The organism is Amycolatopsis sp. NPDC005003 (assembly GCF_053600695.1).
The window spans coordinates 18,944-32,739 of the sequence record NZ_JBSGAI010000032.1 but is presented as its reverse complement, the minus strand read 5'-3'; the positions used below and the strand labels follow the sequence as shown (position 1 = coordinate 32,739).

Below are 13,796 nucleotides of genomic sequence, written 5' to 3'. Positions count from 1 at the left end.
TGGGTGGGCGGGCTGTGTGGGTGGGCGGGCTGTGTGGGTGGGCGGGCTGTGTGGGTGGGCGGGCTGTGTGGGTGGGCGGGCTGTGTGGGTGGGCGGGCTGTGTGGGTGGGCGGGGTTCCGGCAAAGTCGGAGGGTCGTTTTCAGCTGGCTCACCGGCGTGAGCGGCAGGCTGCCGGCCTGACCTGCACCCCGCCCAGACCTCCCCCGCCGCCCCGATCCGAAGCCAGAACGCGGCCGGTAGTGCCGGGTCAAGGCACGCTTTCCCGCCTTGACGCGGTGCTGCCGGCCGTAGTCACAATCCCGGCTTCGGGGTGGTGGGCACCCGCCTGCCTGTCGGCCGAAGAGACCAGGACAGCTGCACCTTCGGCCGCCCGAGCCCCCAGCGACGAATCCCCACATGACCTACCCAACGACTTTGCCGGTGCCCTGCCTTGGGTGGGCGGGCACCCTCGACCAGCCCCCTGACCTGCCCGGCTACCTCGCCCAGCTGCCTGGTCCGCGGAACCGACGAGGAGCATCCCCGGCCCGAACCCCGCGCCGGACGTGGGAGCCGCACCGCGATCAGAGCGCGGACCGCCGACGCACCACGACGAGTGCCGACCCGTCCCGAGACCAGCCAGACCTCAACCATGGTGGGGGCCGGCGAGACTGCTCCCGACCAGGCTGAACCGACCCTCCCTGGACCGGCCCGAGCCCGGCGCGGCAGGATCATCCCCGGACGTGACGTGTGGAGGAGGAGATCGTGGCCCGGCGTGAGAAGGGCGGCTTTTGGGTGGGGCTCGCCGCCGTACTGTTCTACCCGCTCACCGGCATCGGGCGGCGGGTTTACGTCGGGGCCGAAAAGATCCCGCGGCAGGGGCCCGCTGTGCTCGTCATGAACCACATCTCGCACTTCGATCCCGTGGTCGACGCCGTCTTCGTGCACCGGCAGAAGCGGGTCCCGCGGTTCTTCTTCAAGGAGAGCCTGACGCGCGCGCCGATCCTCGGACCGATCGTCTCCGGGGCCGGGCAGATCCCCGTCTCGCGGGGCTCGGCCTCCGCCGGCGACAGTCTCAAGGCCGCTCACCAGGCGCTCGAAGAAGGCAAGCTCGTCGTCATCTACCCCGAGGGCACCATCACCAAGGACCCGGCCGGCTGGCCGATGGAGTCCTTCACCGGCGCCGCGCGGCTCGCCTTGCAGAACGACGTCCCCGTCATCCCCGTCGCGCGGTGGGGCACCAGCCAGATCTTCAACGGCTACACCAAGAAGTTCACGCCGTTCCCGCGCAAGACCATCACCCACTCCGTCGGCGACCCGCTCGACCTGTCCGCCTACCGCGGCGGCAACACGCGCAGCGCGACGAAACTGCGCGAGGTCACCAAGGTCATGATGGACGAGGTGACCCGGCTCCTCGCCGAGATCCGGCACGAGGAACCGCCGGTCGCGAAGCCGGGGGACCCCGCCTGATGCGCGCCGACGTGCAGCGGGTCACCGTGCTCGGCGCCGGTTCCTGGGGCACCGCCTTCGCCAAGGTGCTCGGCGACGCCGGCCGGGACGTCACGATGTGGGCGCGCCGCGAGCAGGTCGCCGAGGACATCCGGGAACGGCACACCAACAGCGCCTACCTGCCCGGCGTGACCCTGCCCGCGAACATCACCGCCACCAGCGACCCCGCGGAAGCGATCAAAAGCGCCGAAGCCGTCGTCCTGGCCGTGCCCAGCCAGAGCCTGCGGGCCAACCTGACGGCGTGGCGCGGGCTGCTGCCGGAAGACGCGATCCTCGTCAGCCTCGCCAAGGGCGTCGAGCTCGGCACGCTCAAGCGGATGAGCGAGGTGATCGGCGAGATCGTCGGCATGGATCCGAACGAGGTCGTCGTCGTCACCGGGCCGAACCTGGCCAAGGAGATCGCCGCCGGGCAGCCGTCCGCCTCCGTGCTCGCCTGCGCCGACCACGAACGCGCCGTCGCGATCCAGCGCGCCTGCGCCAACTCCTACTTCCGCCCGTACACCAACACCGACGTCGTCGGCTGCGAGCTCGGCGGGGCCTGCAAGAACGTCATCGCGCTCAGCACCGGGATGGCCGCGGGCCTCGGCCTCGGCACCAACACGATGGCGACGCTCATCACCCGCGGCCTCGCCGAGATGGCCCGGCTCGGCGCGAAGCTGGGCGCCGACCCGCTCACCTTCGCCGGGCTCGCCGGCGTCGGCGACCTGGTCGCGACCTGCTCTTCGCCGCTTTCGCGCAACCGCACCTTCGGCGAACGCCTCGGCCGCGGCGAGACGCTCGAACAGGCGCAGGCGGCCGCCGGCGGTCAGGTCGCCGAGGGCGTCATGTCGTGCTCGTCGATCCGGGCGCTGGCACAGAGCCTGGGCGTGGACATGCCGATCACCGACGCCATGCACCGCGTCTGCCACGAGGGCGTCGACCCCCGCCGGGCGGGCGCCGAGCTGCTCGGGCGGTCGCAGAAGCACGAATGGTCCTGATCTCCCGGCCCGTGGGACGGCTTGACCGGGAGGGACGCGGCTGGGACTCTGGTCGCATGTTCGCGCACGAAACGACCGCGCCGCGGGGCCTCATGGGTCTCCGCGCCGTCGTGTGCGCGTGTCGCTGTTGTCGGTGAACCCAGCCCCGGCCCAGCTCGACACCCTTTCTCCCGCGTGAGGACCCTCATGTTCGCCGTTCCGGACAACACCCTGCTGCGTCCCGAAAACCCCGCGTTGCGTCACCCGGTGCGCGTCGCCCTCGAGGTCGCCGCCGACCGCGACCGCTGGAAGCACCTCCTGCGCTACGACCCCGACGAGCGGTTCGCGACGCTGGTGTCGGAAGACGAGCGGCAGCAGGTGTGGCTGATGAGCTGGCTGCCCGGCCAGCGCACCGACCTGCACGACCACGCGTTCGCCAGCGGCGCGTTCACCGTGGTCGGCGGCCACCTGACCGAAGCCGTGGCGCGCCGTGCCCCGGACGGCCGCGCGGTCACCGAGCTGCACGCCCTGTCCACCGGGCAGTCCCGGGTGTTCGGGCCCGGGTACGTGCACGAGGTCCGCAACGACGGCCCCGTCCCGGCCGTCTCCATCCACGTCTACCGCGACGCCGGCCGCGCGATGCGCCCGTACCACCTGGACCCGATCGACGGCCCGATCCCGGGCTGAGCCACTCAGTCCAGGTCGCCGCGGGCCCGGAACTCCCGCTCGATCCGGGGCCGGTCCGCGCCGGCCGCCAGCAGTGCGTGCAGCAGGATCCGCGACTTCCGCGCGTCCAGCCAGCCCGCCATGGTCGCGCCCATCGCGATCAGGCTCGACTCGGAGCCGTGGAAGCCGTACGTCGAGCGCAGCGTCGGGCCTGCCCCGGTCCGCGAGGCGACGACCACCGGCAGCGACGACACCAGCCGCGCGATCACGTCGGCGGTGCCGGCCGAGACGTGCCCCACACCCGAAGCGGCGACCACGACACCGCGCACTCCCGGCTGCGTGGCCACGGACGAAAGCACCGCGCCCGAGTCGTCCAGACCGGCTTCCACGACCGGCACGAGACCGCCGAAGTCGTCGCCGTCGAGGGCGGGCAGCCGCGGCGGCGACGGGTGGAACCAGTGCACCGCGTGCTCGACGACCATGCCCAGCGGTCCGGCCGGCGCCGAGGAGAACGCCTCGAGGTGGCTCGAATGCGCCTTCCGCACCCAGCGCGCGGCGTGGACGTCGTCGTTGAGCGTGACCAGCGCGCCCCGGCCGCGGCCGCGCGGATCGGCCGCGACGGTGAGCGCGTTGCGCAGGTTCGCCGGACCGTCCGGGCTGAACAGGCCGGCGTGGCGCATGGCGCCGGTGACGACCACCGGGATCTCCGACGGCCAGTGCAGGTCCAGGAAGTACGCCGTTTCCTCCAGGGTGTCGGTGCCCTGGACGACGACGAAGCCGTCGGCGTCCTGGCGCAGGCCCCATTCGCGGCAGCGCAGCAGCGTCGCGAAGTCCAGTGACGCGCTGCCGATCCCGGCCAGGGATTCGGCCAGGACGTCCATCGGCAGGTCGCCGAGCCCGCCGAGCAGCTCGGCCGCGCCGAACCGCGGAACGGCGCCGCCGTCGCCGTCGACCGGGGCCATCGAGATGGTGCCGCCCAGCGTGGCGACGGCGATCAGGGGGCGTGCCATGCCCGCCACCCTATTCAGCCGGGCCGGACCGCCGACGGAGCCGTCAGGACGTCGCGGCGCGCTCGGCCGCGCTCCGCAGCACGCAGAACTCGTTGCCCTCCGGGTCGGCCAGCACCGCCCAGCCCGTGCCGTCCGGGTTGCGCAGGTCGTTCACCAGCGTCGCGCCGAGCCCCAGCAGCCGCGAGACCTCCTCGTCGCGCGGGATGTCCGGCTGCAGGCACAGGTGGAGGCGGTTCTTCACCGTCTTCGGCTCGGGAACCCGCAGGAACAGCAGCGTCGTGCCGTCGTTGAGCTCGACGCCGACCTCGTCGTCGCCGGGGGAGTCCGTGCCGGGGATCGGCTTGCCGGTCACCTGGCTCCAGAACCGGCACAGCGTGTACGGCTCGGCGCAGTCGACGGAAATGTTCAACACGGACGACGGCATGGCACTCCTCGGGAAACGGGCAGAGCGGACAAGCCAGAGTCTGGCCGAGCCACTCCGGGAGGGCGAACCGATTTACGACGCCAGCGCCAGCCCCGCCGTCCGGTGCACGCGGCGGCTGTCGTCGACGATGAGGATCTCGCAGTCCGGCCGGTCGGCCGCCCAGGTGATGCCCTCCGCGCCCATCGCGAACGCCGCCGTGGCCAGCGCGTCCGCCGTCACCAGGTCGCCCGCCACCACGGTGACGCTCATCAGACCTGTTGCCGGGGTGCCCGAACGGCCGTCGAGGATGTGGGAACCGCGCTCGTACGCCGCCGACGTCGCGATCGCGCCGTTGCGCGACTCCAGGACCGCGCACACCGCCAGGGGCTGCTCGGGGTGGCGCACCCCGACCCGCCACGGACGGCCCGGCTCAGGCTCGCCCGCGGTGACGACGTCGCCGCCGGCGTTGAGGCAGAACGTCGTCGCGCCCTCGGCCTTCAGCATGTCGGCCGCGCGCTGCACCGCCCAGCCCTTGACGACCGCGCACGGGTCCAGGCCGCGGCCGGGCAGCCGCGCGCGGAACGCGCCGCCGGAGAGCTGCTCGTAGTACGCGCAGAGCTCCAGCACCTCCAGGAGGTCGTCGCTCAGCTCCGCGGCCGGCAGCTCGCCGCGGTCGTACCGGCTGACCTCGCTGTCGTCCTTGAACGGGCTGAACCGGGCGTCGACGTCCCGGAACCACGCGAAGACGTCGTCGACGACCTCGGCGAAGTCGCCTTCGTCACGAAGGTCCAGGGAGATCGGCAGGCCCATCACCTGTTCGACGCGGGTGGTCATCGCTGCTTCCCTCTCGCGTCGATCGCGGCCTGGAGTGACGTCTTGTACGACTCGCTGGTCTCGGTGGCGCCGGTCACCGTGTCGATGTCGGCGCTTTGTGCCTTGATCGCTTCTTCCTGCAGCTTCGGGAGCGCGGTGAGCGACCGGCCGCTGTCCGGCGCCTGCAGCAGGGTGATGACGGCGAGCCGCGCGCCGGTGAACGTCACCTGCACCTGCACGGTGCCGTACCGGCTCGACTCGGCGCTGCCCTGCGTGGTCACCGTCTCGTTCGCGGTGTCCCTAGTGGACGGAACCTCCGAAGGGGACGGCGCGGACGACGCCGGCGGCGCGGCCGAGGTGGCCGATGTGGACGGTGCCGCCGAAGTGGCCGGTGCGGTCACCGCCGGCGGCGGCGCCTGCGCGACGGTGGCGGTCTTCTGCACCGGCCCGGGCTCGAACCGCCAGACGGCGATGAACCCGGCTATCGACAGCGCGACGACGAAGATGGTCTTCTTCACGAGAGCTTCCCCCTAGGCCGCAAGGCTGAAACGTTCGGCGTGGACCTGGGCGTTCGGCACCTTCAGCTCGCGCAGGCTGCGCAGCACCGCGGAGGTCATCCCCGGCGGCCCGCAGACGAACACGTCCCGCTCGTGCACGTCCGGCACCATCATGTGCAGGTTCGCCGGCCCGAGCATCACCCCGCGCGGCCCGACCGCCTGGTCCGGTCCGGTGAGGACACTCACGCTGGCGCCACGCGCCTTGGCGAGTTCGTTGAGTTCCGGCAGCAGCACCGCGTCGGTCTGGGACCGCACCCGGTACAGCACGACGACGTGGCCTTCGATGTCCTCCAGCAGCGCGCGGATCGGCGTGATCCCGACCCCGCCCGCCACGAGCAGCGCGTTGGGCCGCCGCTGGTGGATCGTCGTGAAGGCGCCGTACGGGCCTTCGGCGAACACGCGCGTCCCGACGCGCAGGTTGCGCAGCCCCGCGCTGGAATCGCCGAGCGCCTTCGCGGTCAGCCGCAGGGAACGGCCGTCCGGTGCGGCCGAAAGCGAGAAGGGATTGGCCTGCCACCAACGGTCCTTCGTCAGGAACCGCCACAGGAAGAACTGCCCCGCCTTGGCCGGCAGCTTGTCCAGGTGCTTGCCCGACATGTACACCGAAACGACGTCCGGGGACTCGGAAACCACGGCCGTCACGCGCAGCTGGTGGCGCAGGTTCCGCCACAGCGGCAGCACGACGCGCCCGGCGAGCACGGCCGCGCCGGCGCCGAGCCAGAGCGTCCACCAGTACGCCTTCGCCGGCTCCGAGCCGGCGAACGACTGTCCCAGCGCGATCTGGTGCGTGAAGGCCAGCAGGATCGCGGCGTAGGTGTAGAGGTGGATGAAGTGCCAGGTCTCGTAGGCCATCCGCTTGCGCGCGAACTTCGCCGAAGCGGCGCCGACGATGAGGATCACGGCGAAGGCGACCAGCGCCCGCAGGATCCCTTCGAGGGTGTCGGCCATCTCGACCAGCTCGTCGACGACGCCCTTGTCCGAGACCTCCGCGTAGCCCATGGTGATGAACACCAGGTGGGCCAGCAGGGTCCAGAGGATCGTGAAGCCGGTCCAGCGGTGCCACGTGGTCAGCCGGTCCATCCCGAGCCGGCGGTCCAGCCAGGGCAGCCGGGCCACCAGCAGCAGCTGGAACGCCATCGCCAGCGCGCCGTACAGCCCGGCGAGCCTGCCGATCGTGATCAGCACGTTCTGCGAAACCCCGGCCTGGACGAACAGGACGGTGACGGCGGCCACGTTGGCGCCGAGGAAGAGGAAGAGGCCGGATTTCGCGGCGATCCGGGGGCGGATCGCCGGGCGCGCGGCCTCGGCGGTCTGCGTCATGGTGGTCACACGGATTCCCCTTCGGTTCGGTTCACGAAGGCCAGCCTCGCCGCCCGTCCTGTGGCGAGTCTGGGTGCCGGCTGTCGGATTCCTGTCGGCCGCCGCCTCCGCCTCGCCCAGCGGGCGGCGGCGGGAGAAGATGCCGGGGTGCAGACTCCCGACCCCGTGCGCCTGCTCGTCGTCGACGACGAGCCGCACATCGCCGACCTCGTCGCCACCGTCGCCCGGTACGAAGGCTGGCAGGCGGTCACGGCCGGCACCGGGCAGGCCGCGCTGAGCCGGGCCGCGGAGTTCGGCCCGGACATCGTCGTGCTCGACCTGATGCTGCCCGACCTCGACGGCTTCACCGTGCTCGACCGCCTGCGGGCGGGCGGCAGCGCGGTGCCCGTGGTCTTCCTCACGGCCAAGGATGCGACGGCCGACCGGATCGCCGGGCTCACCCGCGGGGGTGACGACTACCTCGTGAAACCGTTTTCGGTCGAGGAGCTGATGGCGCGGCTGCGGGCGGTGCTGCGGCGCGGCGCCGGCCTCGCGCACCAGCCCGAGGCGCGCGGGGCCGTGCTGCGGGTCGGCGACCTGACCCTGGACGAGGACACCCGCGAGGTCCGCCGCGGCGACGTCCTGGCCGAGCTGACGCCGACCGAGTACGAGCTGCTGCGCTACCTCATGCGCCGCTCGCCGTCGGTGCTCACCAAGGCGCAGATCCTCGACCACGTCTGGGAGTACGACTTCGGCGGCCGGTCCAATGTGGTCGAACTGGTCATCTCGCACCTGCGGCGCAAGGTCGACGCCGTCGACGGCGAGCCGCTGATCCACACCGTCCGCGGCGTCGGGTACGTCGTGCGGCAGGCGCACCGGTGAAGAGCTTTTTCGCCCGGTGGTACGGGGCCTGGCAGCGCACCCGGCTGGGCACCCGGATCACCCTCGGCCTCGGCGCGCTCGCGCTGGTGGTGTTCGCGGCCGTCGGCGTCACGACGGTCGGGATCATGCACGGCTACCTCGACCGGCGGCTCGACGAACAGCTGTCCAAGAGCCAGAACACGCAGCTGCCGCTGCTGCGCGAAACGCACGGCTCGCCGCAGTCCGTGTACTCGTGGTACTCGGCGCTGTACAAGGTGCAGGACGGGGTCGCCGTCCCCGAGCCGGGTGGCCGGCTGCCGGGCGACGCCAAGCAGCTGGCGAAGATCGCCGCCGAGGCGGTCGGCGGCGACGTCACCCGGAACATCTACCTGCGCGACGACGGCCCGTACCGGGTGCGGGCGTGCCCGGTCGACACGGACTCGGTGCTGCTGTCCGCCGCGCCGCAGAAGGATCTCGAGGGCACGGTCCAGCAGCTGATCTGGGTCGAGGTCGGCGCCTTCGCGCTCGCGCTGGCCGTGCTGGTGGTCGTGGGACGGCTGGTGCTGCGCCGCGGCCTGCGCCCGCTGGCCGACATGGCCGGCACCGCGCACGACATCGCCTCCCACGACCTCACCGCGAACCCGGACCTGCCGGTGCGCGCGGCGGGCACCGGCGGCGGCGCCGAAGTCGACGAGCTGCGGACGGCGTTCAACGTGATGCTGGCCCACATCGACACGTCCCTCTCCGCGAAGACCGAGGCCAACGAGCGGCTGCGCCGGTTCGTCGCGGACGCCTCGCACGAGCTGCGGACGCCGCTGACGTCGATCCGCGGGTACGCCGACCTCTTCCGCTACGCGGCGGCGAACGAACCGGCCGAGCGCGAGGCCCACCTGGCGAAGATCCGCGAGGAGACCGCGCGGATGACCGTGCTCGTCGACGACCTCCTGCTGCTGGCCCGGCTCGACGCGCGGGCCGCCGAGACGCCGCTGCGGCCCGAGCGCGTCGACCTGGCCGAGCTCGCCGGGGACGCGGCGGACGCGTTCGCCGCCGGGCGGCCGGACCACCCGGTGACTTCGTCGCCGGCGACGGCGTTCGTGGACGCCGATCCCGTGCGCCTGCGGCAGGTGCTGGACAACCTGCTGGCCAACGCGGCCGTGCACACCCCGCCCGGGACGTCGGTGCACGTCTCGGTGACGGCTTCGGGTGGTTTCGCCGTGGTGGAGGTCACCGACACCGGGCCCGGCATCGCCGCGGGGGATCAGGAGCGGATCTTCGACCGGTTCTTCCGCGTCGACGACTCCCGCACCCGCGGCAACGGCGGCACCGGGCTCGGGCTGTCGGTGGTCCAGTCGCTGGTCACGGCGCACGGCGGCACGGTGTCGGTGTCTTCGGTGCCGGGCCGGACGACTTTCAGCGTGCGGCTGCCGCTCGCGCGCTGACGTGCGGCGGGGTGGCCCAGCCCGGGGAGAGGTCCTCGGACGGCTCGGGCACGCCGTAGACGGTCCGGACCGGCAGGACGCCTGCCCAGGCGGCGTCGGCTTCGACGTCTTCGGGCTCGTCGTCCGGGCCCTCGGCGCGCATCTTCACCGACGCCTCGGCGAGGTCCAGCGCGAGCACGGACACCGCGGCGAACTCCTTGGCGTTGACCTCGCGCGCGTGCTCCCACGAGCCGGGGGCGAGGTGGCCGGTGAGCACCTTGAGGCCGTGCATCTTCGCTTCGGCGTCGAGAACGGGCTTCGCCTGGCCGAGGATGACCGCGCTGCGGTAGTTCATCGAGTGGTTGTTCACCGAGCGCGAGTAGACGATGCCGTCGAGGAGCGTCACCGTCACGCAGACGTCGAGGCCGTGCGCGGCGGTGCGGAGGCTGGCCGCGCCGGTCGAACCGTGCAGGTAGAGCGTGTCGCCGTCGCGGCCGTAGCCGGTCGGGAGGACCAGCGGCACGCCGTCGCGGACGATCCCGAGGTGGCAGATGAGCCCTTCGTCGAGGACGGCGTGCAGCGCGGCGCGGTCGGTCACGGCGCGGTGCTTCTTGCGGCCGAGCGTGGTGCGGGGCGTGGTCGACAACATGCGACCAGCGTCTCCCCGACCAGTGGCCTCGGAAAACGGCCACTTCTCGTATACTTGGGAAGTCCACTTTCCCCGGGGAGGTCCTGTGTCCGACACCGCGCTCCCGGTGAGCCTCGATCGGTCGGCGGTGACCCCGCTGGCCGTCCAGCTGGCGGACGCGCTGCGCGAAGCCGCGGCGAGCGGCCACCTGCGCGGCGGCGACCGGCTGCCTTCGACGCGGGCGCTGGCCGGCCGGCTCGGCGTCAGCCGCACGGTGACGTCGGCGGCGTACGAGCAATTGCACGCCGAGGGCTGGATCACCGGGCGGCACGGCTCCGGCACCTACGTGACCACCCCGCCTTCTTTCTCGGCTTCCTCGGTCCCGGCGCCCGCTGTCCCGGCGGTCGAGGCCTCGGTGTCCTCGCTGCTCGACCTCAGCCCGGGGGCTCCGTGGGCGGCGGGCCTGGACCGCGCGGCGTGGCGGCGCGCCTGGCGGGCGGCGGCCGACCCCGAGCCCCTGGTGCGCGCCCACCGCGCGGGGCTGCCGGAGTACCGCGCGGCGGTGTCGGAGCACCTGCTGCGCCACCGCGGCCTGGCGGCGGGTTCGGTACTGGCGACCGGCGGCACGACGGCGGCGGTGGTGGAGCTGGCCGCGGCGGTGCTGGAGCGCGGCGACGTCGTCGCCGTCGAAGAGCCGGGCTACCAGCGCGCGGTGCAGGCGTTCCGGCGCGCGGGCATGCGGGTGGTGGGCGTGCCGGTGGACGACGAGGGGCTGCGGCCGGACGCGATACCTCCGGACGCCCGGGCGGTGTACTGCTCGCCGGCCCACCAGTACCCGATGGGCAGCAGGCTGAGCGCGCCTCGGCGGGTGTCACTGGTCGAGCGGGCGCGTTCGTCCGGGATGCTGGTGATCGAGGACGACTACGACGGCGAGCTGCGGTTCGACGTGGCGCCGCTGCCGATGCTGGCTTCGCTGGCGCCGGACGTGGTGGCCCACCTGGGGACCACGTCGAAGATCCTCACGCCGACTTTGGGCGCGGGCTGGATGGTGGCGCCGGAGGCGATCACGTCGGCGGTGCTGGCGTACCGCGACCTGACGGGAACCCGGCCGTCGCCGGCCGGACAGCGGGTGCTGTACGAGTTCGCCCGCAACGGCGACCTGGGCCGCCACCTGCGGAAACTGCGCCGCGAGATGGCCGAGCGACGGACCCTGCTGGCGGGAGCGTTGTCTTCGGCCGGGGTCCCGGTCCGAGGCGACGACGCGGGAGCGCACCTCGTGGTCCCGTTTTCCTCGGCGGCGGTGGAGGCATCGGCGATCGCGGCGGCCGAGCGGCGCGGGATCCGGTTGGACGGACTGGCGCGGCACTTCGCCGGCCCACCATCGGCGCACGGGGTGGCGATCGGGTACGCCGGGTGTTCGCGGGAGGCTTTGGTGGCCGCTTTGCCGGTGCTGGTGGGGTTGTTGCGCTGACCGTTTTCCGGTTTGTGCACAGGTTGGCGGCGATGTGGACAACCACGCTGGGCGGGGGCTTTTTTCGAGGCTGCTGTCGGTTGGTGGCGATATTGTCAATTCGGTGGTGGTTCCCCCTGGGAGGGCGGGTGCTGTCCGGGGTGGTGATCTTGGCGGCGCAGCTGGTTGGCCGGCTCGGAGGTGGGGCTTGGCGTGGTGGGCCGGGTTTGGCGGGGTCGGTCTGGCCGATCCGGGGGCGGTGAAGGGGCTGGGAGATCCGGCTCGGGGCGATGGAGGTGGTGGGGCGGGCTTGGCCGGGCGGATTCGGCTCTGGGGACTTGGTCCGGCGGATCTGACCCGGTGTGTGGGACTTGGCGGCTCGGCCCGGTGAGTCCGATCCGGCGAACGGGCTGGGTGGGCTTGGTCCGGTGAAGTTGGTCTTGCGGATCCGGGCCGGTGAATGGGCCTGGCGAACCCGGCCCGGCGAACCCGGCCCAACAAAACCCCCTCGACACACAAGACGTGCCAACCCCGTCACACGTTGCGTTCACCGCTCTCCCCGGCCCACCCGGCGCACCGGGCTCGGCTGTTCCCCGAGGTCACCGGGTACGGTGGCTCACCATGAGCGAGAAGATCCGGGTGGCCGTCGTGTTCGGTGGGCGTAGCAGCGAGCACACCATCTCGTGCCTTTCCGCCGGCAGTGTCCTGGGGCACCTCGATCCCGAACGGTTCGAGGCCGTCCCCGTCGGGATCACCCGGGAAGGCCGGTGGGTGCTCGGGACCGGGGATTCCGCCCAGCTCGCCATCCGCGGCCGGGAACTGCCGTCCGTCGAGGGCGGCAAGGGGCTCGTGCTCGCCGGGGATCCGTCCAGCCAAGGGCTCGTCGCCGTGGAACCCGGGCGGGAAAGCGAGGTGCTGTCCCGGGTCGACGTCGTCTTCCCCGTCCTGCACGGGGCCTTCGGCGAAGACGGCACCATCCAGGGCCTCCTCGAACTCGCCGGCATCCCGTACGTCGGGCCCGGGGTGCTCGCCAGCGCCGCCGCCATGGACAAGGAGACCGCCAAGAAACTCCTTGCCGCCGAAGGGCTTCCGGTCGGGACGTACGTCGGCTTGAAGCGGGGGCAGTCCAGTTTGGACGAACAGGAGAAGAGCAAGCTCGGGCTCCCCGTCTTCGTCAAGCCCTCCCGGGCCGGGAGCTCCGTCGGCATCTCGCGGGTCGCCGGCTGGGCCGAACTGGACGCCGCCATCGAACTCGCCCGGGCGACCGATCCGAAGGTGCTCGTGGAGGCCGCCGTCGTCGGGCGGGAGGTCGAGTGCGGGGTCCTCGAGTTCCCCGACGGCCACGTCGAGGCGTCGCTGCCCGCCGAGATCCGCGTGCTGTCCGAGGACGAAAACGCCTGGTACGACTTCGAAACCAAGTACCTCGGCGACGACGCCGAACTCGACATCCCGGCCAAGCTCGACGACGCCCTCACCGAGAAGCTCCGCGCGATGGCCGTCGAAGCCTTCCGGGCGCTGGACTGCCAGGGCCTCGCCCGCGTCGACTTCTTCGTCACCGAGAACCACGAGCTGATCATCAACGAGGTCAACACCATGCCGGGCTTCACGACGAAGTCCGCCTACCCGAAGATGTGGGAGGTCACCGGCATGGACTACACCACACTGCTGACCACCCTCGTCGAGACCGCGATCGCCCGCGGAACCGGCCTCCGCTAGGAGAACCGCAGCGGCTGCGGAGCCAGCTTCGCCGCCACGGTGTCCGAAACGGCCTGCAGCGGCCCGGTCCCGGCGCTGTCCGGCACCGTCAGCGCCGCGTAGACCTCACGGTCCACCACGTACCACGTCGACGCGCCCTCGCCCGGCACCTGCAGCCACTGCACCTTGTTCACCAGCCGCAGCTGCGCCGTCGGCGTCAGCTCCGGGGGACGGTCGAGGCCGCAACGCAACACCACGGGATCGGGGGAACCCCAGGCCACCGTGGCGGGCGGTGCCGGGGACGCCAGTGCGCGCACCTTCAAAGCCGTCCCGTTCGAGGTCAGCTCGGAGGGCACCGCGCCCAGCAGCGTCGTGCAGCCCGGCGACCCCGCCGCAGGCGCCGGCACGGCGACCAACGGCAGCGGCCCCGCAGTGTCCGCGGGGGACGGCCGGGTCAGGGCGAACACGGCGACGGCGACCGCCAGCGCCACGGCGAGCGCGGCGGCCGTGACGAGCACCACCCGGGGTGGTGCGCCGGTGTCGGAATCAGGCAC

At 72.4% G+C, this 13,796-nt stretch carries 14 protein-coding genes; 7 read left to right on the top strand and 7 right to left on the bottom strand.

Features of this window, described 5'->3' with window-relative positions:
• Window positions 1-727: 727 nt before the first annotated feature.
• From ACWED2_RS31680 to ACWED2_RS31670, 3 genes are all read left to right on the top strand, one after another.
• On the top strand, window positions 728-1,447 hold the full coding sequence (locus ACWED2_RS31680; RefSeq protein WP_449694170.1) for a lysophospholipid acyltransferase family protein: 720 nt from the start codon (window positions 728-730) through the stop codon (window positions 1,445-1,447).
• On the top strand, window positions 1,447-2,463 hold the full coding sequence (locus ACWED2_RS31675; RefSeq protein ID WP_449694169.1) for an NAD(P)H-dependent glycerol-3-phosphate dehydrogenase: 1,017 nt from the start codon (window positions 1,447-1,449) through the stop codon (window positions 2,461-2,463). Before ACWED2_RS31680 ends, ACWED2_RS31675 begins: the two co-directional genes overlap by 1 nt.
• A 186-nt stretch (window positions 2,464-2,649) precedes the next feature.
• Window positions 2,650-3,129 (top strand): cysteine dioxygenase, encoded by a 480-nt coding sequence (locus ACWED2_RS31670; RefSeq protein ID WP_449694248.1) that lies wholly within the window; start codon window positions 2,650-2,652, stop codon window positions 3,127-3,129.
• 5 nt (window positions 3,130-3,134) lie between these two features.
• Here ACWED2_RS31670 and ACWED2_RS31665 read toward each other — a convergent pair whose 3' ends face one another.
• The 5 genes from ACWED2_RS31665 to ACWED2_RS31645 form a co-directional block, all read right to left on the bottom strand.
• On the bottom strand, window positions 3,135-4,118 hold the full coding sequence (locus ACWED2_RS31665; RefSeq protein WP_449694168.1) for an asparaginase: 984 nt from the start codon (window positions 4,116-4,118) through the stop codon (window positions 3,135-3,137).
• A gap of 43 nt (window positions 4,119-4,161) precedes the next feature.
• Window positions 4,162-4,542 carry a VOC family protein gene (locus ACWED2_RS31660; protein WP_449694167.1) on the bottom strand — a complete coding sequence of 127 codons (381 nt, stop codon included), beginning with the start codon at window positions 4,540-4,542 and terminating at the stop codon, window positions 4,162-4,164.
• 72 nt (window positions 4,543-4,614) lie between these two features.
• Window positions 4,615-5,355 (bottom strand): FAD:protein FMN transferase, encoded by a 741-nt coding sequence (locus ACWED2_RS31655; protein WP_449694166.1) that lies wholly within the window; start codon window positions 5,353-5,355, stop codon window positions 4,615-4,617.
• Complete coding sequence (locus ACWED2_RS31650; protein ID WP_449694165.1) at window positions 5,352-5,852, bottom strand: FMN-binding protein; 501 nt, start codon at window positions 5,850-5,852, stop codon at window positions 5,352-5,354. The genes ACWED2_RS31655 and ACWED2_RS31650 overlap by 4 nt, the downstream gene beginning before the upstream one ends.
• A 12-nt stretch (window positions 5,853-5,864) precedes the next feature.
• The gene (locus tag ACWED2_RS31645) at window positions 5,865-7,211 is read right to left on the bottom strand and encodes a ferredoxin reductase family protein (RefSeq protein WP_449694247.1); all 1,347 of its coding nucleotides are present in this window, start codon (window positions 7,209-7,211) and stop codon (window positions 5,865-5,867) included.
• Window positions 7,212-7,358: 147 nt separating this feature from the next.
• Between ACWED2_RS31645 and ACWED2_RS31640 the strand changes: the two genes are divergently transcribed.
• Together ACWED2_RS31640 and ACWED2_RS31635 are read left to right on the top strand one after the other, a co-directional pair.
• Window positions 7,359-8,072 carry a response regulator transcription factor gene (locus ACWED2_RS31640; protein WP_449694164.1) on the top strand — a complete coding sequence of 238 codons (714 nt, stop codon included), beginning with the start codon at window positions 7,359-7,361 and terminating at the stop codon, window positions 8,070-8,072.
• Window positions 8,069-9,490 carry a sensor histidine kinase gene (locus tag ACWED2_RS31635; protein WP_449694163.1) on the top strand — a complete coding sequence of 474 codons (1,422 nt, stop codon included), beginning with the start codon at window positions 8,069-8,071 and terminating at the stop codon, window positions 9,488-9,490. Before ACWED2_RS31640 ends, ACWED2_RS31635 begins: the two co-directional genes overlap by 4 nt.
• Here the strand turns inward: ACWED2_RS31635 and ACWED2_RS31630 are convergent.
• The gene (locus ACWED2_RS31630) at window positions 9,462-10,118 is read right to left on the bottom strand and encodes a pyridoxamine 5'-phosphate oxidase family protein (protein ID WP_449694162.1); all 657 of its coding nucleotides are present in this window, start codon (window positions 10,116-10,118) and stop codon (window positions 9,462-9,464) included. The genes ACWED2_RS31635 and ACWED2_RS31630 overlap by 29 nt on opposite strands.
• 85 nt (window positions 10,119-10,203) lie before the next feature.
• Between ACWED2_RS31630 and pdxR the strand changes: the two genes are divergently transcribed.
• Both pdxR and ACWED2_RS31620 read left to right on the top strand, forming a co-directional pair.
• The gene (gene pdxR, locus ACWED2_RS31625) at window positions 10,204-11,568 is read left to right on the top strand and encodes a MocR-like pyridoxine biosynthesis transcription factor PdxR (protein ID WP_449694161.1); all 1,365 of its coding nucleotides are present in this window, start codon (window positions 10,204-10,206) and stop codon (window positions 11,566-11,568) included.
• Between the two features lie 600 nt (window positions 11,569-12,168).
• The gene (locus ACWED2_RS31620; protein ID WP_449694160.1) at window positions 12,169-13,263 is read left to right on the top strand and encodes a D-alanine--D-alanine ligase family protein; all 1,095 of its coding nucleotides are present in this window, start codon (window positions 12,169-12,171) and stop codon (window positions 13,261-13,263) included.
• Here ACWED2_RS31620 and ACWED2_RS31615 read toward each other — a convergent pair.
• Window positions 13,260-13,796 (bottom strand): DUF3515 domain-containing protein, encoded by a 537-nt coding sequence (locus tag ACWED2_RS31615; RefSeq protein WP_449694159.1) that lies wholly within the window; start codon window positions 13,794-13,796, stop codon window positions 13,260-13,262. The genes ACWED2_RS31620 and ACWED2_RS31615 overlap by 4 nt on opposite strands.

Excerpts from the sequence above, each read along its gene's own strand:
- ACWED2_RS31675 (WP_449694169.1), top strand. The coding sequence starts at position 1,447 with ATGCGCGCCGACGTGCAGCGGGTCACCGTGCTCGGCGCCGGTTCCTGG.
- ACWED2_RS31670 (WP_449694248.1), top strand. The coding sequence starts at position 2,650 with ATGTTCGCCGTTCCGGACAACACCCTGCTGCGTCCCGAAAACCCCGCG.
- ACWED2_RS31665 (WP_449694168.1), bottom strand. The coding sequence starts at position 4,118 with ATGGCACGCCCCCTGATCGCCGTCGCCACGCTGGGCGGCACCATCTCG.
- ACWED2_RS31660 (WP_449694167.1), bottom strand. The coding sequence starts at position 4,542 with ATGCCGTCGTCCGTGTTGAACATTTCCGTCGACTGCGCCGAGCCGTAC.
- ACWED2_RS31655 (WP_449694166.1), bottom strand. The coding sequence starts at position 5,355 with ATGACCACCCGCGTCGAACAGGTGATGGGCCTGCCGATCTCCCTGGAC.
- ACWED2_RS31645 (WP_449694247.1), bottom strand. The coding sequence starts at position 7,211 with ATGACGCAGACCGCCGAGGCCGCGCGCCCGGCGATCCGCCCCCGGATC.
- ACWED2_RS31630 (WP_449694162.1), bottom strand. The coding sequence starts at position 10,118 with ATGTTGTCGACCACGCCCCGCACCACGCTCGGCCGCAAGAAGCACCGC.
- ACWED2_RS31620 (WP_449694160.1), top strand. The coding sequence starts at position 12,169 with ATGAGCGAGAAGATCCGGGTGGCCGTCGTGTTCGGTGGGCGTAGCAGC.